Source organism: Acinetobacter sp. TY1 (assembly GCF_048551395.1).
Taxonomy (GTDB): Bacteria; Pseudomonadota; Gammaproteobacteria; order Pseudomonadales; family Moraxellaceae; genus Acinetobacter.
In genome coordinates, this window is record NZ_JBLYZK010000018.1 from 25,464 (window position 1) to 48,176 (window position 22,713).

General features: G+C 36.9%; 25 protein-coding genes. 5 read left to right on the forward strand and 20 right to left on the reverse strand.

What is annotated here, in order from left to right; all coding sequences use genetic code 11:
* Positions 1-110 precede the first annotated feature (110 nt).
* Positions 111-878, reverse strand: coding sequence for a 5'/3'-nucleotidase SurE (gene surE / locus ACK2M2_RS11050; protein ID WP_409511003.1), 768 nt, complete (start codon positions 876-878; stop codon positions 111-113).
* A gap of 126 nt (positions 879-1,004) precedes the next feature.
* Between surE and ACK2M2_RS11055 the strand changes: the two genes are divergently transcribed.
* From ACK2M2_RS11055 to ACK2M2_RS11070, 4 genes are all read left to right on the forward strand, one after another.
* A complete protein-coding gene (locus ACK2M2_RS11055; protein WP_409511002.1) occupies positions 1,005-1,370 on the forward strand; it encodes an MCR_0457 family protein in 366 nt (121 codons plus the stop codon).
* A gap of 222 nt (positions 1,371-1,592) precedes the next feature.
* A complete protein-coding gene (locus ACK2M2_RS11060; protein WP_409511001.1) occupies positions 1,593-1,967 on the forward strand; it encodes an MCR_0457 family protein in 375 nt (124 codons plus the stop codon).
* A gap of 127 nt (positions 1,968-2,094) precedes the next feature.
* Complete coding sequence (gene dacC / locus ACK2M2_RS11065; RefSeq protein ID WP_409511000.1) at positions 2,095-3,243, forward strand: D-alanyl-D-alanine carboxypeptidase PBP5/6; 1,149 nt, start codon at positions 2,095-2,097, stop codon at positions 3,241-3,243.
* Between the two features lie 122 nt (positions 3,244-3,365).
* Complete coding sequence (locus tag ACK2M2_RS11070) at positions 3,366-3,905, forward strand: gamma carbonic anhydrase family protein (RefSeq protein ID WP_419348384.1); 540 nt, start codon at positions 3,366-3,368, stop codon at positions 3,903-3,905.
* Positions 3,906-4,008: 103 nt separating this feature from the next.
* On the opposite strand, the gene ACK2M2_RS11075 is transcribed toward ACK2M2_RS11070, so the two are convergent.
* The 7 genes from ACK2M2_RS11075 to ACK2M2_RS11105 all read right to left on the reverse strand — a co-directional run bounded on the left by ACK2M2_RS11075 (position 4,009) and on the right by ACK2M2_RS11105 (position 10,957).
* Positions 4,009-5,319 carry an alpha/beta hydrolase family protein gene (locus tag ACK2M2_RS11075; protein WP_419348387.1) on the reverse strand — a complete coding sequence of 437 codons (1,311 nt, stop codon included), beginning with the start codon at positions 5,317-5,319 and terminating at the stop codon, positions 4,009-4,011.
* Positions 5,320-5,692: 373 nt separating this feature from the next.
* Entirely contained in the window at positions 5,693-6,571 is an 879-nt protein-coding gene (gene ubiA / locus ACK2M2_RS11080; RefSeq protein WP_419348390.1) for a 4-hydroxybenzoate octaprenyltransferase, read from the reverse strand.
* Between the two features lie 18 nt (positions 6,572-6,589).
* Positions 6,590-7,072 (reverse strand): chorismate--pyruvate lyase family protein, encoded by a 483-nt coding sequence (locus ACK2M2_RS11085; RefSeq protein ID WP_409510996.1) that lies wholly within the window; start codon positions 7,070-7,072, stop codon positions 6,590-6,592.
* A gap of 111 nt (positions 7,073-7,183) precedes the next feature.
* Positions 7,184-7,459, reverse strand: coding sequence for a hypothetical protein (locus tag ACK2M2_RS11090; protein ID WP_409510995.1), 276 nt, complete (start codon positions 7,457-7,459; stop codon positions 7,184-7,186).
* 86 nt (positions 7,460-7,545) lie between these two features.
* Positions 7,546-8,961: a type I glutamate--ammonia ligase gene (glnA, locus tag ACK2M2_RS11095; protein WP_409510994.1), complete on the reverse strand. Its 1,416-nt coding sequence runs from the start codon at positions 8,959-8,961 to the stop codon at positions 7,546-7,548.
* A 358-nt stretch (positions 8,962-9,319) separates the two neighbouring features.
* On the reverse strand, positions 9,320-9,853 hold the full coding sequence (locus tag ACK2M2_RS11100; protein ID WP_409510993.1) for a GTP-binding protein: 534 nt from the start codon (positions 9,851-9,853) through the stop codon (positions 9,320-9,322).
* Positions 9,854-10,012: 159 nt separating this feature from the next.
* Entirely contained in the window at positions 10,013-10,957 is a 945-nt protein-coding gene (locus ACK2M2_RS11105; protein WP_409510992.1) for a hypothetical protein, read from the reverse strand.
* 851 nt (positions 10,958-11,808) lie between these two features.
* Here ACK2M2_RS11105 and ACK2M2_RS11110 point away from each other — a divergent pair.
* The gene (locus ACK2M2_RS11110; protein WP_419348395.1) at positions 11,809-13,029 is read left to right on the forward strand and encodes a tyrosine-type recombinase/integrase; all 1,221 of its coding nucleotides are present in this window, start codon (positions 11,809-11,811) and stop codon (positions 13,027-13,029) included.
* Positions 13,030-13,196: 167 nt separating this feature from the next.
* Here ACK2M2_RS11110 and ACK2M2_RS11115 read toward each other — a convergent pair whose 3' ends face one another.
* From ACK2M2_RS11115 to ACK2M2_RS11170, 12 genes are all read right to left on the reverse strand, one after another.
* Positions 13,197-13,730 carry a hypothetical protein gene (locus tag ACK2M2_RS11115; RefSeq protein ID WP_419348396.1) on the reverse strand — a complete coding sequence of 178 codons (534 nt, stop codon included), beginning with the start codon at positions 13,728-13,730 and terminating at the stop codon, positions 13,197-13,199.
* Positions 13,731-14,230: 500 nt separating this feature from the next.
* Entirely contained in the window at positions 14,231-14,428 is a 198-nt protein-coding gene (locus ACK2M2_RS11120; protein WP_419348397.1) for a hypothetical protein, read from the reverse strand.
* Positions 14,429-14,495: 67 nt separating this feature from the next.
* Complete coding sequence (locus tag ACK2M2_RS11125) at positions 14,496-14,723, reverse strand: hypothetical protein (protein ID WP_419348400.1); 228 nt, start codon at positions 14,721-14,723, stop codon at positions 14,496-14,498.
* Positions 14,724-14,819: 96 nt separating this feature from the next.
* Positions 14,820-15,035, reverse strand: coding sequence for a cold-shock protein (locus ACK2M2_RS11130; RefSeq protein WP_004649268.1), 216 nt, complete (start codon positions 15,033-15,035; stop codon positions 14,820-14,822).
* 548 nt (positions 15,036-15,583) lie between these two features.
* Positions 15,584-16,168: a lysozyme gene (locus tag ACK2M2_RS11135; RefSeq protein WP_419348403.1), complete on the reverse strand. Its 585-nt coding sequence runs from the start codon at positions 16,166-16,168 to the stop codon at positions 15,584-15,586.
* Positions 16,165-16,536, reverse strand: a complete 372-nt coding sequence (locus tag ACK2M2_RS11140; RefSeq protein ID WP_419348406.1) for a hypothetical protein — start codon at positions 16,534-16,536, stop codon at positions 16,165-16,167. The genes ACK2M2_RS11135 and ACK2M2_RS11140 overlap by 4 nt, the downstream gene beginning before the upstream one ends.
* 58 nt (positions 16,537-16,594) lie before the next feature.
* Positions 16,595-17,032, reverse strand: coding sequence for a glyoxalase (locus ACK2M2_RS11145; RefSeq protein ID WP_419348408.1), 438 nt, complete (start codon positions 17,030-17,032; stop codon positions 16,595-16,597).
* Positions 17,033-17,215: 183 nt separating this feature from the next.
* Positions 17,216-18,139: a phage baseplate protein gene (locus tag ACK2M2_RS11150; RefSeq protein ID WP_419348409.1), complete on the reverse strand. Its 924-nt coding sequence runs from the start codon at positions 18,137-18,139 to the stop codon at positions 17,216-17,218.
* Positions 18,140-18,175: 36 nt separating this feature from the next.
* Complete coding sequence (locus tag ACK2M2_RS11155) at positions 18,176-20,362, reverse strand: hypothetical protein (RefSeq protein WP_419348412.1); 2,187 nt, start codon at positions 20,360-20,362, stop codon at positions 18,176-18,178.
* A gap of 3 nt (positions 20,363-20,365) precedes the next feature.
* Positions 20,366-21,010, reverse strand: a complete 645-nt coding sequence (locus tag ACK2M2_RS11160) for a glycoside hydrolase family 104 protein (protein WP_419348414.1) — start codon at positions 21,008-21,010, stop codon at positions 20,366-20,368.
* A gap of 45 nt (positions 21,011-21,055) precedes the next feature.
* Positions 21,056-21,304 (reverse strand): hypothetical protein, encoded by a 249-nt coding sequence (locus ACK2M2_RS11165; RefSeq protein ID WP_419348416.1) that lies wholly within the window; start codon positions 21,302-21,304, stop codon positions 21,056-21,058.
* A gap of 37 nt (positions 21,305-21,341) precedes the next feature.
* Positions 21,342-22,712, reverse strand: coding sequence for a hypothetical protein (locus ACK2M2_RS11170; RefSeq protein WP_419348418.1), 1,371 nt, complete (start codon positions 22,710-22,712; stop codon positions 21,342-21,344).
* Between the last annotated feature and the right edge of the window lies 1 nt (position 22,713).

Here is a 22,713-nt window from a genome sequence, read left to right on the forward strand (position 1 = left end):
ATCTTTCAGGTGACGCATTGTTCAAATGTGAAAAATCCGTGTAGATCTTGCACGATGATGATGCAACAACATTGTAATATGATGAATTATGTCTTCTTAATACGTTAAAGCTATATAAATTGGGCTTGTAAATCAGTCAAAATGCTGTAATTGGTCGCATCCATCTGAATTGGGGTAATACTGACAAAGCCATTTGCTACAGCAAAAAAGTCAGATTGTATGCCAAGATTACTTTTTGCTGGATCTGTCACTGCTTCACCTGCAAGCCCAATCCAATAGACTTGACGTCCTCTAGGATCAACATGACTACTGATCGGTTTAGATTGAATTCGACGACCTTGGTAAGTAATTTGTTGACCTTGTATTTCGGCAACATCAGGAATATTAATATTCAAAATATGTCGAGCAGGTAACTGTGGTAATCCACGTGCAATGAAATCATGTACCCACTTTGCTGCTTGTGCATAATCATCTGGGCTTTCATAACTTCGAACATTACTACCCGCCAATGAAACAGCAATCGCAGCTTGCTTCATGAGACGACCCTCAAATGCTGCACCCACTGTTCCTGAGTACAATACATCATCGCCCAAGTTTGCCCCACTGTTAATTCCACTAACGACAAGATCGAATTCAAAATCAAAGAGTCCATTCATTGATAAATAAACGCAATCTGCAGGTGTGCCATTAACTGCCCACATATCAGGTGCAACCTGAATAGGACGCAAAGGACGATCAAGTGTCAATGCACTTGAAAAGCCACTACGCTCACTTTCTGGCGCAACTACAATCACTCGACCAAGTGGTTTTAATGCTCGTGCAAGGGCTTGGATCCCAGGGGCAAAAACACCATCATCATTAGCTATTAAAATATTCACATTTCATCCTATTGTATTACAGAGCGAGTCTTTTTCACGTGACTGCTCAGGTGATTTTGTTTCAACTTGTTAGTAAATTATATATATTGAACACGCTGAATTTACAGAAATTTTTTGGAAAAAATCATGCCAATACGTTCACTTAAATTTATACTTTTATCAACGCTTTTCACAATTTTCGCTCAATCATCTTTTGCAGACTCAGGACTTACAGCTGAAGAATCAGATAGCATTATAAAAGAAGATATTGCAGCAACTCAGGTTCTCATTGAGGTTTGCCCTGCTTTAACCGCAAATAATCCTAAAATTTTATCTTCGCTTAATAGCATGACACACACTTTTCTAAAAGAGTTACATAATCCATCAATCACTCTTGAACAACTCAAACAAGATGCTGAATACCAAACTATTTTCAAAGAAGCTAAAGCAGATGCGATAGCAGTAGATACAGCAGAACAAAAATCAGCATGTGAAGACTTATTGAATATGTAAGATTACACTGATTACTGTTAGAACTGTGAGCAAGGATGCTCAAAATAAATCCTCAATAAAAAGTCAATTTTCCATCAAATAGATAGTGCTTAACCCCAAAAGGCTTCACGCCTACATCTTCAATACATTTTCTCTATGTTTTTTCTATGCTTTTCTATTAGGCTATATAAAACATCACGTTAAACTACTCAAATACGTTCAACTGCAAAAATTGAGATATTCATGAATTCGAAGTTAATTAAACGCTGTTCTCTTACTATTCTTTTGCTGGGTTCTGTGCTGAGTCAAACCCATGCTGCTGATGAAAATATTGATGTCACACAAGCCAACGTGACCAATGAAGAATTGGCTGCTATTTTTGTTTTATCTGAAGTTTGCCCAACATTAGACCAAGCTGGTGATCAGTTTGATCAAGGTTATGCAAAACTAGTCAAAGCGTATTTACCAAATGAAAAAAAACCAGTTGCTGCTTTAAATACCATCGTACAGCAAGATAAATTTAAAGCTGCGCTTGATGAAGCACGCAATGATGCTAAAAAAGCAAGCGATGCCGATAACATCCAAATCTGTCAGGATGTAACCAATTTTAATTCATAAGTGCTTTAGCCAATGAATTAGTTACAATTCATAGAAAATAAGCCGATTTACCCCATAGAAGTCGGCTTTGCTTTGTCCTAGAATACCAAGCTCGTTTGTGCTCTTATAATGATTGGAACTGACCAGAATGACCCGTAAAAGCGCCTTTGCTGCATTACTACTATTACCCTCTTTTACTTACGCAGCAACAGTTCTGTCCACACCACCAGAATTAAATAACAAATCTTATGTTTTAATGGATTATGAAACTGGACAGATACTGGCATCTAAAAATGAAAATGAGAAGTTAGCCCCTGCATCCATGACAAAAATGATGACCAGTTTCATCATTGAACAAAAACTATTGAAAGGTGAACTGACTGAAAACGAAAAAGTTCGCATGAATGAGTCAGCATGGTGTAAAGGTAGCAGTACAGAATCATGTATGTATGTTCCTTTAAATGGCAATGCTACTGTTTTGGAAATGTTACGTGGCATTATCATTCAGTCTGGTAATGATGCATCTAAAGCCATGGCTGAACACATTTCGGGTAACGAAGGTTCTTTCGCTTATGCAATGAACCAAGAAGCCAAAAAAATTGGCATGACTAATACTAATTTTATTAACTCAACAGGCATGCCTGCTGAGGGACATTATTCAACAGCAAAAGATATGGCAACACTTGCAAAACATATCATTCATGACAGCTCAAAATATTATCCGATCTATTCTGAAAAAGAGTTTACTTTCAACGGTATTAAACAAGGTAACCGTAATGCCTTGCTTTATACTGATCCAAGTGTTGATGGTTTAAAAACAGGTCATACCGATGAAGCTGGATTCTGCTTAACCACTTCTGCTAAACGTGGTCCACTACGCTTAATCTCGGTAATTTTTGGTGCACCATCTATGAATGAACGTGCAAACCAAACACGATCATTATTGGCTTGGGGTTATTCAAATTTTGAAACCATCAGTGTTCAACCTGCAAACCAAGTTTTAGCAAAAGCTAAAGTTTACTTTGGAAAAGAAAATACGGTACAAATTGGTTTAGCTGAAAACTTTAATGTCACGATGCCTAAAGGTCAGGCAAATGCCATTAAAACGCAAATTACAGTACAACCAAACCTCAAAGCACCATTAAAACAAGGTCAAGTGGTTGGTAAATTAACAGCGACTTTAGATGGTAAAGTGATTGCTGAAAAACCATTAGTTGCATTAAAAGCAGTTGAAGAAGCAGGCTTTTTCTCTCGTATGTTTGATCATATCAAGCAATTTTTTAGCAACTTGTTCTAAGTATTGATCATTGAAGTATATTAATTACTTCAAAACTTGACGAATAAAAAGAAGCGTTCATATATCTAATATGGACGTTTTTTTATGATAATTTACTTTTATTTAGAACATGGATGCTACGCATGAAAAAGAATATTCGCCCTTACTTAGACACTCACCCTAAAATTGACTCAACCTGCTATATCGATGAATTATCTGTAGTGATTGGTGATGTTATTTTGGCTGAAAATGTGTCGGTTTGGCCTTTTGCCGTGATTCGTGGTGATGTCAATTTTATTCGCATTGGTCGAAATTCAAATGTACAAGATCATGCCATGTTACATGTCAGTCATAAAAATGACAGTAAACCTGAAGGTTCTCCGTTAATTATTGGCGAAGATGTCACCATTGGACATCATGTTACGTTACATGGTTGTACAATTGGCAATCGTGTTCTCGTTGGAATTAATACCATTGTTTTGGATGATGTGATTATTGAAGACGATGTGATGATAGGTGCTGGCTCTTTAGTACCCCCACGCAAACGTCTTGAAAGTGGTTTCTTATATGTGGGTAGCCCTGTTCAAAAAGTTCGCCCATTAACCGACAAAGAAAAAGCCTTTTTACCGTACTCAGCACAAAATTACGTTAAAGTATCCAGTCATTATTTACAGCAAAAATAGATTTTAAGTCCGCTATATATTCCCATCTGCCAATCAATGATATGAATTTTGATACATCATATATGGCAAGATAGGAATATCTTTACTTAACCGAAGTTAAAGTTTATTTCGCTGGCATATGCTTTTGAATAAAGGCAAGCAATTCAGGATTTTTCTGAACAATTGCTGCTGTATGTGACGCGTCTTTTACAGGAAGGAAAGTAATATCAGGAGACTTTAAATCATCCTTCAATTTTTTCACAAGTGCTTCTGTCACAGGATATGGAACGCTCATATCCGCTGTTCCCTGAATAATTAAAACTGGCTTATCCAATTTTTTTGTTCCAGGCTGACTATTCTTAATAAATTGAGCAATTTGAGGAAGTTGATAGAACTTAACTTCATCCAAGCCTGGGTAATCTAATACTGATTTACCAGGGTTTTCAGTTAAAAATTTAACAATATCCATTGTAAATAAGTAGCGAATGCTTTGTTCAGGCAAATTTTTAGCATCTGGACTATCTAAACATAAACCATTTTCACCTGTCGAGCCTTCTGCTTTTTCAGCAATTAACTTAGATCGCTGATCAAGGAAAATATCACGATACTCAAATGAAGGATCTACCGCTTTAATACCCACTCCAGCAAATGCAGCATAACTTAATAGAGTTGCATAAGCACCAATAGAACCTGCGGTTGCTCTCTCTGCTAAGGTTTTCCCTGCTGCAATTTCTAACGCTTCAGCTTGTTTTAATGCAGCTGGTGCGACCTTAAAGATAATTGTATCTAAACTTGAAGCAGGTGCCCCAGCAACTGCGCCTTTATAATTTACATCTGAATTTGCAAATTCAGCAGTTCCAAGAGATGCTTGCCCGCCCTGTGATTGTCCTGCAGACATCCACTGTTTGTTTAATTTACTGCCGTAACGCTCCTGAGCCGCTTTAACTGCATAAATCGCAGATTTAGCTTCACTCTCTAAATGTAAATACGGATGAATCCCTTTAGTCCCCATGCCTTCATAGTCAGGTGCAACAATTACATAGCCTGCTTCTAGCAAACTTTTTGCTAAAGGATCTTTAAAGCGTGCACCCTGAATATTATTGGTTGGTGCACAATTGTCAGCATTTCCTAAAGTACCGTGCTCCCATACAACAACACGGTAACCATCCTGTGGCTGTGCTGTCTGAGGGAAAATAACCATGGCAGTTGCTGTGGCTTTTTTACCTTGAACATTGGTCATATTATAGGTCATGACCTGAATTGGATCTGCAGAAGCACCTTCTGGCTTATCAAACTTATAAGGTAATTCAGAAACGAAGAATTTTTCTGGTGCTACAAAATTATCGTGGTCATTGTCACTATCATTACAAGCCGTTATGAATAATGCAGAGCTACAGCACAAAACAAGCAATGTTTTTTTAAATAATTGATTCACAATATCATCCTAATCATTCTATCTATGCCTCCTCATGAGGCACATGACAATAAAAACACAATTAGAATAATAACTCTACTTTTACATCATTATCTCAAATTAAAATACAATTGTATTTTCACAAAATCACATAATTATTTAATAATAATCACATTTTGTTTTAAATATTTAAAAAGCATCACATTGCATTTCAATCATTTTGATATCGATTAGATTACGGCTATAAAAAGCTCAATCATATTCATCATCATTTGAACGATCATACATCTTATATATTCAAACTATACATAAAGCGTGGTTGAAAGCTGACTCATAAAATAGATAGCTTAATTAGATCAATTCATCTCTCTTTTCTATTTTAAACATTTATGTCTTAATACAGCGCCACAAAAATGCCTAAAAAGATGATCAAACCCACCCAACGGTTATGTCGAAATGCCCAGAAGCATTGTTCTGGATTACGTTCTTTCGTGCGTGTCCATTGATAAATGAAATCAGCACTAACGACCAATAATGCAATCAAGCCAAAAGGTATTAATATATTTTCTAAATAGAGTGCACCACCTATCAGCAACATACTTAGTAACTGTAAAATTGAAATAATTTGAATATCGTAACGACCAAACAAAATCGCTGTCGATTTCACCCCAATTTTTAAATCATACTCACGGTCAGTGATAGCATATTGAGTATCATAAGCCACTGTCCAAGCCAGATTTCCAAAATAAAATAACCAACACGTTAAATCAGGTGTGACCCCCATCGCTGTGTATCCCATGGGAATTGACCATGAAAATGCAGCCCCCAAAAAAACCTGAGGAAGATGAGTATAACGTTTCATAAACGGATAAATAAATGCTAAAAACAGTGCACCAAACGACCAATAGAATGTTTCAATTGGCAGAAAAAGCAACATCACAGCACTGGCAGCTACTAACGTTAAAAAAACAAAAATTGCTTCTTTCGCACTAATAATTCCTGTTGCAAGCGGACGATTTTTAGTACGTTCCACTGCGCCATCCACTTTACGATCCGCAAAATCATTAATCGCACATCCAGCCGCGCGCATGAAAATAGTGCCCAAAATCATTGGAATCAAAATTGCAATAGGTGGTATTCCCTTCGCTGCAATCCACAGTGCCCACATGGTCGGCCAAAAAACCAATTCTGTACCAATCGGCTTATCAAAACGGCATAAGTAATAATAAGCCTCTAGTCGTTGTTGCCAAGTGGGATGTTGCGCTATTGCCATGACCAATCCTTCAATACGCTATTTTGAAATATTCTGTTGCTGTAAATATTGTTCAAATGCAGGTAAAAATGTTTCTTGCACAATAAATTTACAACCATGCCAAGTATAGCAACTTTGACGCGTCCAACCGTCTTGAAGTTTTAAAACTCGTCTTTCACAGACAGGATTGGTACGTTGAAATAGATATCGACCGATGGGCTTTTTACCAATATGTTTAAATAATCGAGCTTTGCCATGAATACTTAAAATAGGGAAAATACTTTTGGCTTTAACCCAAGGCTGATCATCACACCCGTACAGAAAACTCTCTCGAACCCAAGAGGTATGCTGTGACGGCATGGACATCCATTGACTGTCGATTTTGGACATTCTTTGATAATGTTCTTGAATGGGTTGTACTTTAAATACACCACCTGCAATATCAGTTAACTGTTGTGTTAAAGAACCTGAAGCATACAACCATGGTTTCAAGGCTATAGGAATAGATTTAGCCTGGATCATACTTGCCCGCTTGTTCCGCATACGCTCAATGCTCATTTTTTAAAATTGTGAGAAGTTTAACTTAAATTTAAGTCATATATCGTTAAAAAAGTTCAGATCAAATCTCATGATTCAAGCATTATCTGTTTTAGCAATCACTTCAAATTTACCTTGAGGCGTTTTCACCAAGATTAAACCTTCAGCACTTAAATAAAATATTTCAGGATACGGGTAATCCAATGCCAATTCAGGATTTTTTAATGCAACAAATTGCGCTTGCTTATAACCTTCAAGCGTTCTTGCTACTTCAATATAGGTCACTTCAGAAAAATTGAGTTTAAACCCTTTTTCTTGATCTTTCGGATCAATCCAAGGGAAAAATCCAATATGCTTTTTACGTTGTGCCATATCAACATTCACAAATGATCTAAAAATAGATCATACAAAAAAACCCGCACTTGGCGGGTTTTTTCTCACTTAAATTCTAAAAAGAATTACAAGCTGTAGTACATATCAAATTCAACTGGGTGAGTAGTCGTATTTAAGCGACGAACTTCTTCAGTTTTCACTTCGATATAAGCATCAAGCATATCTTTAGTGAATACGCCACCTTTAAGTAGGTAGTCGTGATCCGCTTGAAGTGCTTCAAGCGCCATATCTAGGCTATGCGCAACTGTAGGGATTTTCGCTTCTTCTTCAGGAGGAAGATCATACAAGTTTTTGTCAGCAGCTTCACCTGGATGGATCTTGTTCTGGATACCATCAAGGCCAGCCATCAACAATGCTGCAAAACCTAAGTACGGGTTCATCATTGGATCTGGGAAACGCGCTTCAATACGTTTGCCTTTCGGGCTAGAAACGTAAGGAATACGAATAGATGCAGAGCGGTTACGTGCTGAGTAAGCAAGCATAATCGGTGCTTCATAATGTGGCACTAAACGCTTATATGAGTTCGTAGAAGGATTTGTGATCGCATTCAATGAGCGTGCATGTTTAATTACACCACCAATGAAATATAAAGCCATTTCTGATAAGCCAGCATATTCATCACCAGCAAATAAGTTTTTGCCATCTTTTGCAATTGAAATATGAACATGCATACCTGAACCGTTATCGCCAACCATTGGTTTAGGCATAAACGTTGCAGTTTTAGCGTACTGGTGCGCCACGTTCCAAACAGCATATTTGAACTGTTGTACTTCGTCAGCTTTACGAACCATTGTGTTGAAGCTCACACCAATTTCTAACTGGCAAGATGCAACTTCATGGTGATGCACTTCTACACGACCTGGGCCCATGATATCTTCAATACGAGCACACATATCTGCACGCATATCATGTGAAGAATCTACAGGGGGTACTGGGAAGTAACCACCTTTAACACGTGGACGGTGACCTGAGTTTCCGCCTTCATAGTCTTTGTTTGTTGACCAAGCAGCTTCTTCAGCGATCAATGTATGGCGCGCGCCAGACATATCAATTTCCCATTTCACTTCGTCAAAAACGAAGAATTCTGGTTCTGGACCAAAGAATGCAGTATCACCAATACCTGTAGATTTTAAGTATTCTTCTGCACGGCGAGCAATAGAGCGTGGATCACGGTCATAGCCTTGGCCTGTAGATGGCTCAATCACATCACAAGTCACAACCACAGTTGCTTCAGCAAAGAACGGGTCAAGAAATGCAGTATTCGCATCTGGACGCAAAATCATGTCAGACGCTTCGATGCCTTTCCAACCAGTGATTGAAGAACCATCAAACATTTTACCATCTTCGAATGTATCTTCATCAATGGTATCTGCTGGGTAAGTCACATGTTGCTCTTTACCCTTAGTATCAGTAAAGCGAAAATCGACCCATTTTGCGCCACTTTCTTTGATGAGTTCTAGAACCTTGTTCGCCATGCTCATTTTGCTCCAATGAATTTTTGTTGCACTTCAGAAGTGCGTGTTAGTAGTTGGTTAGTATTAAGCAATTCCCGTACCAACTTTTGAGAGACATTCCAAAATATTGAATTCTTTATCAGAATATAAGCAATACAGGTTTATCTTCAGCGTTATTATACTGAGTGCAGTTATAATTGCACCATATCAAAACACACATATCATTCTAAATTAGGTAACGAGATTCTTATTGCACTATTTTTGTGCACATTATAAATAGTGCTTTAATCTGGTGCTGTATAAATATAATTTATCACTTTTTACATACATTTTTTTTGTAAAAAAATCCATTTTACAAAAAAATGGATTTCTCATTTTAATTTAATTATGCATATTCAATTTCAGCCCGAGCAATCAGCGCTTCAACGACCAATAACACATCGTCTTTTTCACGTGCATCAATGGCAAATACAGGCATGTTATAGCCATTTAAGTCCATCCAATCACGGTATTTTTTTAGTAATTGTTGTGAGTCTTCATCAACATGTGTAATTCCAACAATAATGTTGTTTACATATTCTTTAAATGAATTGTGATAGAATTTTAAATCATCAAGTGCCGTTTTTTTAGAATGGTCGATTAGAACAACAGCACCTATTGCCCCTTTACAGATCACAGACCATACAAAATCAAAACGATCTTGTCCTGGTGTACCATATAAACCAACGGTAATGCCATCATCAAGCTTAATTTCACCGTAATCGATTCCCACCGTAGTCAAAGCTTTGCTATGCGACTGCTCATCCGTGTTATACGCTTCTGTAGATAAGACATTAATTTCTGAAAGTGACCTAATGGCTTCTGTTTTACCTGCCCCCATTGTTCCACCAAATACAATTTTATACTTCTGTAAAATCACACTGAACCCCTATTTTATTTATATGAACGACCCTGTTTTTATCTCTTTTACAGAGTGTCACTCAAACCGTTTTATAATCTAATACACTAAAAAAATGATTTTTTGTTTAACTCGTACATTTAAATACGATTTAATCAATTATTTTTTAGGTTTATACTTTTATAAACCCAATTTACGACGTAGCTTACCAAAGAAACCTTTCAGCACACCTTCTGCAGGCTTTTCTTCTTCTATAATCAACGTTGCATCTTTTGCATCAATCTCAGTCAACAAATGATTCAATAATGCAATTGAAACAAAACGTTCAATCGTTTTTACTGAGACACCTGATTTCTTTGCAACTTGCTGAATACTTGCCCCACGCTCAAAACACGCTGCAATCGTAAAAACATCTTTACGGTCATCTTTTGAATCTGGATGTGGCCAATATTTTAATTTATAAAATTTTTTATCTGAGGTATTTTTAATCAACTCTGGTGAATACCATAAAATATTCCACAACCATCTTCGTAGATCTATACCCTGAATATTACTCACGCTCTGCGCCATTTGCATTGTTGCATAAGTAAAATTCAATGTCGTATCTGTTCCTGCAAAGCGTCGCCCTGTATCGAGCCAAACTTGTTCACTACGTGCATTCATCAAGCCAATATTACCGTGACCATCAAAAATTTGTAGATTTCCATTCCGCTCATTAAAAAATTCTGCCGTTACCTTATTGATATCTGTTGTTTTCGTAATTTGGGCAACTTGTTTTTCAACTTTTTGACTTAGTGGCACTTTCAAATAACGATCTTTAAACCACTTCCGTGTTGCATCACTTACAGAGAATGGTAAAAATAGTTTATCCCCATCAATTTGTCCTGCAACTTCAGACTTATTGATCAGGCGTAGATAAGGGACTTGTTGTGAACCAACCAAATGTTGAATTGTCGGTGAACCAAAAAACATATCATTTACAAGAAGAATATCTAGATGTGGATCGGCAATATTCGCCCAAGTAATATTAACGGTATCGTCATACATCAAGCGAATTTTTTGTTTTATGTTATCCAACACATTGAGACTCAAGCCAAAAATAGCTATTTTAATTTCTTCTTTCATTCAGCCCCTCGCCAGCCCATAAATTGTGTCCACTTTAACATTTTTTGTTTTTTATGCAAAATAATTCACATAACCATTTATGCTTTTCAATATACAAATCTAATCGTACAAACATCATACTCAGATATTGTTTAAATAAAAACCTATCAATTTAACAATTTAAACAAATATATGTATTTATTTATCTTTTTAAAAAAATTTTAGTAAATAAAACCAATTTGATTATTGTTATTTAATTAATCTAATACAACATTTAAACAAAACTAAATATTATGTTTTTTAATATCGACTCCTAATTTTTTTAAATACATAAGAATCTGTAATCAATACATCAAAAGTATGTAAAAAATAAATGATCTCACCGATCTAAAAAGCTAAAATCTACATTATCTTTCAAATTAGACCACTCCTCATTTAAATCAAACAATAGAATCATCTGTTCAAATGATATTGCTTTCTCATAGATTCAGTATTGATTATCTAGGCCACACGACAAACGCAATCGAGCTATCCTGAAAGTGATAAAATCTGCTAAAGTAAGTGACTGACATTTTTATCACCTTATAGATGAATGTCAGGTACTTTATGCAATGTGTGTAACAAGACGGGTATGAAACACTCGACTTTTATAGATACATTAAAATTCAAAGGGATACGTTCAATATGCTTCTCATGATCGAAAGTTAATATTTGAAAAATCTAGCAAAACCTAACAAAATTCACAAGTATATAAAATTATAAAAATAAGTAAGTTAGCAAACCTAAGTAAATTAAAACAAACTGTGCAAAATCACTAAAATTGAGTACTATCTTGAGTACCACTTATTTTTTTAAATCGGTACTCAATATCAATGCTAAGTGATTCAAAAATAAGAACTCTTAAGCCTACTGAAAAAATCACACGTTTTATTGATGCAGCAGGTCTATATATTGAAGTCCGACCAAATGGGAAAAAGTTTTGGCGGTATCGCTTTCAATGGTTAAAAAAAACACTAATGATGGGTTTGGGTGAGTACCCTATTGTCTCTTTAGCTGATGCACGAAAAAAGAGAGATGAAGCAAAAGTACTGCTTGATCAGAATCTAAATCCACTTGAAGAAAAGCGAAAAGAAAAGCTCACGCTAGAACTCAACTTAAGTTCAAGCAACTTATTCAAAAATGTCGCTCAAGAATACAAACAAGAGAAGCTTGCGAACCGATCTGAACGACATCAGAATAGATTTCAAACTTCTTTAGAGAAAGACATCCTAAAAATTATCGGCAATAAAGATGTAAAAGACGTTACTTCCGCAGATGTACTTCAAATCATGAAGAACACTATCAAGCGTGTGAAAAAACAGAAGAACTTTGGAACCGGTGAAGTCACAGCAATCGATAATCGGAAGTTTATCGGTGCTGTTATGAGATATGCAATTGCTACGCTTCGGGCTGATTACGACCCAACTTACGCTGTAAAAGATGCAATTGAACGCCCTGATGTTGAGCATGCCCGACCGCTTGAAAAATATGAAGCAAGAATGCTCAGAAATAAATTAGAAAGCTACGGTGGTTCAAATACAGTTAAAAATGCCGGTCTAGCAATGCTCTACTCAATGCTACGAACAATTGAAATTAGACGTATGCAATGGTCATTTGTTGACTTTGAAGACAAAATAATCACATTCCCTGTATCGTCAAAAAAGACCGGGCAAACTCGTACAACTAAGAAAAACCGTATTCACATTGTGCCAATGTCTACTCAGCTCTATGTGTTACTTCAGGAACAATTTCAACTTACAGCTAATCGTGAATATGTATTTCCTTCTGTATATAAAGGAGGAATGCTATCTGCGACGACTCTTAATAGGATGCTTGACTATATTGGGTTGGGGGATGTGACTGCCCATGATTTTAGAGCGACTGCTTCAACACTGCTTTATGAAAAGGGATATGAAGAAGATTGGATTGAAAAGCAGTTAGCGCATGCTGATGACAATAAAACACGTGCGTCCTACAACCACGCTAGATGGCTCGATGACCGAAGAAAGATGCTTCAAGATTGGGCTGATATTGTTGATAGTTGGAAGGATTAAATATGAAAACATGGCTCTACTTCTACATCGAACACACTCTCAAATATGGTGAAATGTTTATGAAACAAACTAGATGATCATTATCATATTTTTTTGTATTTTAATATCATGCACTAAGTTTAAGAAACTAAAGGAACATGATGTTCCTTTAGTTTCCTGATTTAAAATCAACCATTAACTCTTTCCCATGCATCAAGAACGGCATACCTTGCTTGTTCCCAATTCAGGCGTGAAGTACCTTTCACTTTTTCCCATTTTAATTTCAAGTCATTTTCTGCATCTTCAAATCGTGTTCCATTTGGATATTCTGCACGACCTGTATAACCTAAATGGTAAGCTGGTCGGTAATCCCGATCATAAGTAAGATCATCGTAAGCATTTAATGTATCAAGATAATAAGGGGTACTGTGTGCTACGCCACGCCAATATGCTTCTTCCTCAGTAGGATTTACTGCTTCTGCTACGCCTTTACCAGCCAATCCACCAACAACCGCACCAATAGCGCCACCTACTAAAGTACCAATAGGACCAGCAACAGTACCTACAGCTGCACCTGTAGCAGCACCACCAACAGCACCTAAACCTGTACCAACAGGATGTGCACCAGGTTCACCTGTAATTGGATCGGCATTTAATTCATCACGTTGATCTTTTGGTAGCTCTTTAACTACATGGCGATCGATTTCATTATGATTAGTCATATTGTTATTCCCTCTTGATTCAAATTAATAAATGTTTGAGTACTACATATACATAATGCATATAGTTAAAACATACATGACCTATCTCTATCTTATTGTATTTAAAATATAAAATTACAAAGAACAAACATTCTTTTATACAAACTCACAAAAAGTATGTCAAGAAAGCTCGGGGATATCACAATTATTAATCTACATGTGACCGCATTCTAGATTTGATTGAAATAGCATTTACACTACTTAAAAGATATAAAAGCCAGGTATCAAGTTGAAATATAGTCATGTGTTAAAATTATGGATAAATATCAAGTATTTTGTATAAGTTGATATAACTTAATCATTTATAAATTCAAAAGCAGATTTTTATAATGCCTAGACATGGCTACCAGATATCTTAATGCCATTAAATTTTAAGTTTAGAGCTACACAAGCATCATGAATATCTTTTACTTTATAGCCAAAATCCTAAATAGCACGAACAGCGAAAAAATTACGATTATTTATACAATTTTAAATATTTTTCCACTCAATGTACTTTGAAAAAACATTTCAAAACTTGGTCGAATATCCTCACCATCAACGGTGATATGTTTTATATTCGAATGAGATTGCGTGTTAGCAAAGAGATGATCTACTGTTGCTTGAATAGCGTGTTTAACCCCAAACTGATCTTTCACACTTAGACTGTGCTTAAGCATATATATATACCTTTAATAAAAATGTAATGGAAAAAATCTAAGTTATTAATTTATTTTCATTTTATATCTAAATAACTTTATGATTTAATTTAAATAACTGATTTGGAGAGGTGTAAAATGTACGACCATCTAAATTTAAATCAACTTCGATTCCAGACTCAAGCAGAACTCTTTTACCGACTTCAATTTGTTTAAAACCTTGACGTGTATTTTGCATTTTATTGAGGGGAATTAACGAAACAATAATTTCAGTACCATTTTTAGATTTTGCAATTAAATCATTTATTTTTAACAACTTGTATCCTATATTTTAGATGTTTTTCAATTTTTGAAAAAAATTAAAGTATAAAAAAGCACTTGTCAGTGCTTTTTTATTACTGCCTATTATTGCTTAGATAGCAACAATATTTACAGCATTCGGTCCTTTTTGACCTTGAGCTACACTAAATTCAACCATTTGGCCTTCAAGTAAGGTTTTAAAACCTGAACTTGCAATTTCGCTGAAATGAGCAAAAACGTCTGGACCTGATTCTTGTTGAATGAAACCGAAACCTTTAGTTTCGTTGAACCACTTTACAGTACCTTTAACAACATTTGAGTTTGACATAATATATCCTACTAATTTTTTAATAATTTTTTAATCATTTTACTGACTGGGTATAACTTTGAAAATAATAAAGAAACGACTTAAAATCTGAAAAAACGAAGAATTATGACTAAAACTGCGACACTTAAAGAAAATTTACCGGGACAAGACTTTTTTCTAGCTAAGGTGACTATACACTAAAAATATAAAAAATCAAGTTTTCTTATATATATATTCATTAAACTTATAAAAAAGATATCTCAATAAAAAATGTAATAAAATCAAATTTTTATTGTAAACACAACAAAGTAACGCTAATATGTTGATCTAGTAATTCTGATAAGTAATGAATGCGATTATATAATTCTGTAATAACAGTATTAATGTTTTTAATTTCGGGAATGATGATTTTTTCCCATACGCAAATCATATATCAACCGCCAAATTTCACTGTTTTAAATATTACTAATTAGCAAATATTTAATAAAAAACCGCCCAATAAGCGGTTTTTTTGAAGAAATAATAAGTGTCTTTATCTCACATAAAGTCTCTTATGCAAAAAAAACCTTTTAAAGGGCTTTCTCAAATAACTTTCGCTCTTCAGCACGACGATTAACAAGACCCTGCATTACCTTGCCACCACCCTTATTCCAAACAGCAAACTGAGTAGCTGCAGCTTTAAAATCACCAAGATTCAATTTTTTAAGCAACGTAGATTCTATAAAAGCACCTGTACCAATGTTATAAGTGAGCGATACCAATGCATCAAACTGATTCTGATTAATCGGCACAGTCACCCCACTATTTACAGCAGATTCAAATGTCTTTAAATCATGCGCTATGTACACTTTGGCTTGAGCTTCGGTGCAAGTATCCCCTTTTTTAACCTTGATACCATTTGGATAAATCGTAGTACCAAATCCGATGGTCCATATGCCAACACCATCATCGTACGCTTTGAGTTTTAAACCCTCAAAACAACAGATTAAAGCAACACCTTCCGTACTTACTTGCATCACATTATCAATCGCAATACCGAGCATATCAGCCACCGCATCTGAAGCAGTGGCAATCAGCTGATCTGTAGCATCAACTTGCTTCTGAGTGAGTGAACCACCGCTAATTTTTCGTAAATAATCAAATATTGCTTTCATTTAAATATCGCTCCAAAAGCTTCTTTAATTTCGGTAATAATTTCCATAAAGGATTTACCTTTTAGTAATCGAACTGATTGGTAAGCAATACCAATGCACAGCATCCCAAAGATGGCAAAAATCAACATCACAAAACCCTGTGACATATGTGAGTAATGGCTTAGGTCATAATACTCAATGAATGCCGATCCACCATAAAGGCTAATGGCCACACTAAAAGTAAACTTCATAATCACGCCCATCGTGATTTTAATGCGTCCCTGAGTATCAATATCTCCCGATAAAGTGAGGGCAAATATAGCCCCAATCACCGCAGCCATAATTTTAAAAAGCCATGGCAAGCCTTTGATAGAAATTGGATCGTTCATATATTTTCCTTATGCAATAAAAAACCGCCTTTCGGCGGTTTATAAAATTGATGAGTCGTTATTCCTTATTGGAGGAATGTAGCCAAGGCGTTACTGTTAACCCAGTCAATATACCTTCAGGACTTAGAAATCGTGTAACTGATTGCCCCCAAGGCTCTAAACGATTATTTACAAGTAATTGATACCCTCTAGAAAGCAATTCGGCCGAAGCTTCAGCAATATTTTCAACCTCAAACTCAATCCAACTCTGAGGAATACTAAACTCAGCAGGCCATTCTTTTACACCAAAACAAGACTCAGCAGCCTGAGCTAAGGGCCAAAGTGCAAAATGCTTCACACCATCCAACTCACCATCCTCAGTGCTCATGTAAGATTCATTCCCTTGCATGGCTTTGATTGGAAGTTGTAATGTATCTAGATACAGAGACTTGCTTTCTTGATCTATTTTCGTAATTGGTCCAAATCCAGCAACAAAAAGAACTGTAATAAGGGGCATTTTAATGTCTCGTTTTTATGAAGTAATATCCATTTATACTTCAAAATATTAATTTTTCACACATCAAATAATTTAAACATTTTTTTAAAAATTCATCTTGATACTCTCCTTAAGGTTTTTCAATACATCAGGAATGATCTATCATTCCTATTGATTAACAATAAAAAAAGCACCTTTCGGTGCTTATGCTGTTCTTTTCCAAATGGCGAATACCATGGATGGCTGTACATTGTTATGTGCCTGCCCTCCACCTGCTTTATCTGTAGTGCCATCCGATGTAAAACGAGAGCCATTACCTCCCGAATACGATTGATTTGATGCCTTTACAACGCCTTTATGATCATGTTCAGGAATCTCTTCAAGCGTTAAGGTATGGTCGTAAGCCCCGAAAGTACTCCCCACGGTTTTTGTCCAATTTGGATCATTCGCAACATCTGAATACCCTACTAGCGCTTTACCTTTTGAGGTTAATTGCCATGTTCCGTATCCAAGCGTTGTTGCGGGATTCGTTGATTCAGTCGAGATATAAACTCCACCGACTTTGATTTTGACATTCTCCAAGGCTTCGTTAAATTTAAGAATCACATCCGCCAATTGAGTTTCAAACTCTTCAGTTAATGCTGTTTTAAGCGTATCTACTGCCGTTTTAATTGCAGCATCGCGATCTGTTTTAACCTCCTTCGTGATTTGTTCTTGTAGATCTATAACCGTGTCATTCAGTTCATTAATCTGATCAGTATGCTCATCTCGTGCCGTCTCAAGATCACTTACACGTTGAGCGAGATCAGATGCACCGCCTGAGCTTCCATCGAGTAGCGCTTGTGCCACTGATTCAGCATCAGCAATACCGTCAGCTTCTTCAATCAAGTTGCCATCTGCATCAAAAACCTGAATAAAATAATCACCTGAGATATAGATCGAAGCGCTACCCATATCATCAAGAGTTACAGGCCACGTATTAAAATTCTGCATCCCTTTATCAGAGTATGTATCTTTCTCATCTGTTGTCCCGCCTGCTTCATACGTAAAAACCTGACCACCAATCAAAGGTTCTCCATTTTTATCGAAAGCCCGATAACGTATAGGCGTAAGTGGATATGCGGACATATAATCCCCTTAAAATAAAAAACCACCTTAGGGTGATTATTGGTTTGGTAGATTCGCGCCTGTTATAACGCCTGCTTGAGTTAATCTATCAATGAGTGATTGCTCACCTTGATTTGGTAAAGTCTTGTTGGTACTCGTAATACCTCCCCCTTTTAAAGCATTGGACACAGCAATACTATCGGGAACATCTTTAACTGAACTCAATAGAACTCTAGCTCCTGGTAACTTTAATAAATTCATAAAGTGATTTGCTAAAGCGGAAGATGTATTCGAGTTATTCACATAGGAATGCGGAGGTTGAGTAACCATATAATCAGCCGCTTTACCAATGTCTTTTAGGTGTGAAAGCTCTTTGAGGGAAAACATCGTTAATAAACGTCTATCCCCCACAGCATCTAAAGCTTTTTTCATTCCTGCGGGACTAAATTGACCATTACCATTAATTGATTTACTGCTGATATGCTCAACAAATTGTTGCTTGATATCATTTACTGCCTGCGGATTGACGTTCTTAAGCAACTGAACTGTTTTACTCAACTCAGCAATATTTCCACCTAAAATGTGCTTATTAAACAATTTATCTGGCTCAACACCCTTTACTGCATCTTTCAACAAGGGCATTGATTCTATTTGCTGAGCATTAAAACTATTCGCTTTACGCGCAAACTGATAAAGTGATGCAGCATCGTTCCCATTTGAAATCAAGCCTTCCATCGCCTCATCCTGACGCTTATTCAATGCATCCCGAACAAGACCAACTGCATGTGTCGCACTGGTCGGCTGACCATTCATCAAACTAGCTTTGTGCTCTCTATTTAAAATTTTAATAAACTCTTCAGATTTCCCAAGCGTAAACATATCTGGATGATCATTAATATCTTTAATAATTTTCTGCACATTCCCTGGTAGACTTGATGCCGCATAGTTCTGATCCAATGCACTGAATGCATCGTTTGCAAAACCCTGACCATCAAGCTTTATATCATTACCTGGTGCATTCCGAGCTGCAGCATATGCTTCGCGTACATAAGTCTTATTCTGTGCAAGCAAACCATCAATAGAATTTAGAGCATTATCCATAGCTCCATAACGATCCGTAGATGACCCATTGGTAGAGTCAGAAAAATCATCCAATAGCTTTCTGAGTTGAGAATTATCATCAATAAATTTATTGCGTAAGGGTTCCCCCGCACCTTGAATTTTCGCAAGTTCAGCTTCTTGCTGCCATTGCTTGGCATCGCCAGATATCTGTGCCCTTGTACCTTTTAAACCGAGACGATTGAGCACTACTTTACGTGCAACAGCAGTTGGATTAATAGAACCGCCCGCTCTAATAGCTTTAAGCGCTTCCGTTCGCATACCTTTAACCATATCGTCTGAAAGCTCCCCAAGTGTCATACCCTGTTGTTGTAATGCCTCATCTAGCTTGTTATCGATCGACTGCAATAACTGATTGGTTTGGGTTGTAGAAAAACGAGAGGATTGGTTCTTTAGCGTTTGAGTCGCTTTAACAACCCCTTGCCCAATTTTTTCACCTATCGCACCACCAACCGCTCCACCTACGCCACCAAAGGTTGTATGCATAAGTCGAGCATCCGAATCTTTTGCAAAACCTGACGCACCAATTACAGCACCAACTGCAGCATTTTGTGCAGCAACGCCTGCACCTGCTTTAGATACAACATTAATACCTTGATACCCTTTACCAAGTGCAGCCATTGGCGCGGTTGCAGCAACTTGACCAGCCATACGCCATCCATCAAAACCTTGCCCGTTTGCTTCACGACGTGCGTTATGGAAATCTTCAATATCTTTACGTTGTTTGGTAAAACGGTCGTAAGATTCGGTATCTAAATTTGTACCTAGCGCCTTATTTACGCCTTTATTAATGCCATCTGCAGCATAAGTAAATCCTTGAACAACACCCGCGCCCAGGTCAGAAGCGCCAAGGAGTGCAGATTCCCATGCCTTCGTTTTACCTGATTTTTTCGCTTGATTTTTGATTTCGGTTTTTATTTGCTGATCAGTATCATTAGATTGTGGACCTGCAATTTTTAAACCGATTTGTTGAGCAAACTGACGATTATTTAGCCCAGCGTCATTAGCCCTTTTAATTCCTTTTGAAAACACAGGATGATCCTGCATTTTCAAAAAAATCTTAATATCAGATATGCCTGCTTTTCTCTCATTATCAATAAATGCTTTCGCCTGTTCTGCTGACATAAATTACCCCTCATATCCAAGTGCTTTTAAATCCACAAACTTAGGTTGGCTAGCTTGAGTAGGTTTTTCTTGATAGCCTAATTTCTGTAAATCAACAAAAGATGGTTGTGCCACAGGAGATCGCCCCTTATACCCAAGTGTTTTTAAATCTACAAATTGAGGTTGCATAACTTGTGCAGCCTGATGACCTACATCTTGCCCCAATTGCTTATTCACAAAATCCCAAGAGCGTTTACCTTGAGCGTAGGTAGAGGTAGGTAGAGAAGCCCATTCTTTGCCTAATTTACCAATGGCTGATTTATAGTTACCATTCGCTACATCGTTCAATGCTCCCCTCTGAGCAATCAGGGCAATCGCACCGAGGTCCTGATTTTTTGCAGAGAAATCTTTAAAACCATATTGCTGTGCCAACTTGATCCATGTCGGATTTATAAATTGGTAACGGCCTGCAGCCGTGGTGTAATTCGTCTCACCATCCGTTTGCTTAAATGCCTTTCGCATGTTTGGATGTGCATTAAGATTATTGATGCGCTGATTACCAAACAGTGTGTTGTATCCATGCTTCACCCCTTCAGAAGCAGCAATGAGGTTTAACATTTTTTGAACGTGTGGATTTCGACTATATTGTTCGAGTTGCTGTCTGTTCATACTTTTTTTCCAGGCAGAAAAAAACCACCCGAAGGTGGCTTTTGCTTAATCCTTATTTTTTAAATCATGTATTTCCCACGAAAGAGCAGTAATTTTATCTTCAAGATCACTATTTCTCTGACTCAGTGATTTAATCTTTTCAGTATTTCTATTCACAGCTCTTTCAACCACGAATATCAATAAAATAATCCAAAAAACACTACCACCCAAAACATCGTGTAACCATGTTAAAAACCATGTAAAAAGCAAAATAATAATTACACTTAAACACCATGAAATAATTGTTTTAAACATAGCAGTCCCCTCGTGATGGGAAAATATAGCATAATTTTTAATCATCAAAATAACTAAAACTATTACTCTCCTGACTTGAGTTTCCCGTATCTTTATTACCTGCTCCACCTGAATAAATTTTTGATAACTTGCTCGCCTTGACTGCTGCAGTTGACATAACTTTCGCAATCTCAGTTAAGTTAGCTTGTAACTGATGAGGCTCTAAACCTTTATCTAGATTCGCAATTGACGTAGCTAAACGTTGGCCTTCTGCATCGGTCAAAGCCCCCATTCCTTTCATTTTGGTAATTTGATTTAAAAAAACTTGCGACTGCAATGTTTCTATTTGCGAAGAATAAGTACGCTGAGGTGTACCAGGAATCTTTGCTAAAATTCCAAATCCACCGGCAGTACTATTCAACCCTTTCAAATCATTCGCCAATTTAGCAGCCAATTGAGATGCATCAGCGGCACTTTTGGCCGAATCAGCTAAACCAACCACTCGCTCTAAGCGCTCCATTTTCTGAACCGAAGTTTCGGATTTACCCTGTTGAACTTTAACCGTGTTACCTTGAGTATCTGAAATTGGAATGCCTTGACCATTCGCATAAACTGCATAACGAGTCCCATCTGCTGCAGTAAAATAATCCAAGGGTTTATTCTGAGTTATATATTGTTGAGCATTAAATTGTTCTCCATCCTGAGTCAATTTATTTGCTGCAGTTTGTGCACCAACTTCAGTACCGTAGATAGAAGCTTGTGTTGTACGCTGATTATTCATATCTGATTGAGCATTATCAGCAATATTATTCTTAGTTTGAAAAAGATAACTTGAAGGATCCTTAGCATTGCTGAATGAAACGCCTTGCGCAAATTGAGCAACCTCTTCATCAGTCATCACATCTAGTGCCTGCATATTCGTTGCATAGTCCTCCTGACCAATTAAACCCGCCCGATGTGCATGATTTAAGCCCAAGCGGACATTATCCCTGTTACCGGTTAATGCTGCCGTTTGAAATATTTGGTTAATTGCTCCAAACTTCTTCTCACTATTCTCAAGACCTTTTCCTGCACCCTCTTGAGATAACTTCCCTGTTTCAGCATATGTCTTATTGATATCAGCATTAAACTTTAAAGCATCTTGTGCCGCTTTTGCCTTTGCCACATTCTGCGCTTGAATCGCAGAACTCAAAACACCGGTCAGTTGAGGCGCATAAGGTTGATTCCGCGCTCCTGCCAAAGCATTACCCAAATTGACTTCACCTTGAGCATTGGTATTTTGAGCAAGCAATCGAGATAGAATACCTTGTTGGCCACGTTGTTTTATGTTGTCGTAAAGCCCTAAAGTATCTGCTGTGAGCTGATTAAAATTAATCTGAGGTGCTTCAGCAGACAATGGGACACGAGTATCAAGTTGTGTGAGTTGCATG

Bases quoted from the DNA above. Each gene is read 5' to 3' on its own strand.
- ACK2M2_RS11055 (WP_409511002.1), top strand. From the start codon at position 1,005: ATGCCAATACGTTCACTTAAATTTATACTTTTATCAACGCTTTTCACA.
- ACK2M2_RS11060 (WP_409511001.1), top strand. From the start codon at position 1,593: ATGAATTCGAAGTTAATTAAACGCTGTTCTCTTACTATTCTTTTGCTG.
- dacC (WP_409511000.1), top strand. From the start codon at position 2,095: ATGACCCGTAAAAGCGCCTTTGCTGCATTACTACTATTACCCTCTTTT.
- ACK2M2_RS11070 (WP_419348384.1), top strand. From the start codon at position 3,366: ATGAAAAAGAATATTCGCCCTTACTTAGACACTCACCCTAAAATTGAC.
- ubiA (WP_419348390.1), bottom strand. From the start codon at position 6,571: ATGGCAATAGCGCAACATCCCACTTGGCAACAACGACTAGAGGCTTAT.
- ACK2M2_RS11085 (WP_409510996.1), bottom strand. From the start codon at position 7,072: ATGATCCAGGCTAAATCTATTCCTATAGCCTTGAAACCATGGTTGTAT.
- ACK2M2_RS11090 (WP_409510995.1), bottom strand. From the start codon at position 7,459: ATGGCACAACGTAAAAAGCATATTGGATTTTTCCCTTGGATTGATCCG.
- glnA (WP_409510994.1), bottom strand. From the start codon at position 8,961: ATGAGCATGGCGAACAAGGTTCTAGAACTCATCAAAGAAAGTGGCGCA.
- ACK2M2_RS11105 (WP_409510992.1), bottom strand. From the start codon at position 10,957: ATGAAAGAAGAAATTAAAATAGCTATTTTTGGCTTGAGTCTCAATGTG.
- ACK2M2_RS11110 (WP_419348395.1), top strand. From the start codon at position 11,809: ATGCTAAGTGATTCAAAAATAAGAACTCTTAAGCCTACTGAAAAAATC.
- ACK2M2_RS11115 (WP_419348396.1), bottom strand. From the start codon at position 13,730: ATGACTAATCATAATGAAATCGATCGCCATGTAGTTAAAGAGCTACCA.
- ACK2M2_RS11120 (WP_419348397.1), bottom strand. From the start codon at position 14,428: ATGCTTAAGCACAGTCTAAGTGTGAAAGATCAGTTTGGGGTTAAACAC.
- ACK2M2_RS11130 (WP_004649268.1), bottom strand. From the start codon at position 15,035: ATGTCAAACTCAAATGTTGTTAAAGGTACTGTAAAGTGGTTCAACGAA.
- ACK2M2_RS11135 (WP_419348403.1), bottom strand. From the start codon at position 16,168: ATGAAAGCAATATTTGATTATTTACGAAAAATTAGCGGTGGTTCACTC.
- ACK2M2_RS11140 (WP_419348406.1), bottom strand. From the start codon at position 16,536: ATGAACGATCCAATTTCTATCAAAGGCTTGCCATGGCTTTTTAAAATT.
- ACK2M2_RS11145 (WP_419348408.1), bottom strand. From the start codon at position 17,032: ATGCCCCTTATTACAGTTCTTTTTGTTGCTGGATTTGGACCAATTACG.
- ACK2M2_RS11150 (WP_419348409.1), bottom strand. From the start codon at position 18,139: ATGTCCGCATATCCACTTACGCCTATACGTTATCGGGCTTTCGATAAA.
- ACK2M2_RS11155 (WP_419348412.1), bottom strand. From the start codon at position 20,362: ATGTCAGCAGAACAGGCGAAAGCATTTATTGATAATGAGAGAAAAGCA.
- ACK2M2_RS11160 (WP_419348414.1), bottom strand. From the start codon at position 21,010: ATGAACAGACAGCAACTCGAACAATATAGTCGAAATCCACACGTTCAA.
- ACK2M2_RS11165 (WP_419348416.1), bottom strand. From the start codon at position 21,304: ATGTTTAAAACAATTATTTCATGGTGTTTAAGTGTAATTATTATTTTG.
- ACK2M2_RS11170 (WP_419348418.1), bottom strand. From the start codon at position 22,712: ATGCAACTCACACAACTTGATACTCGTGTCCCATTGTCTGCTGAAGCA.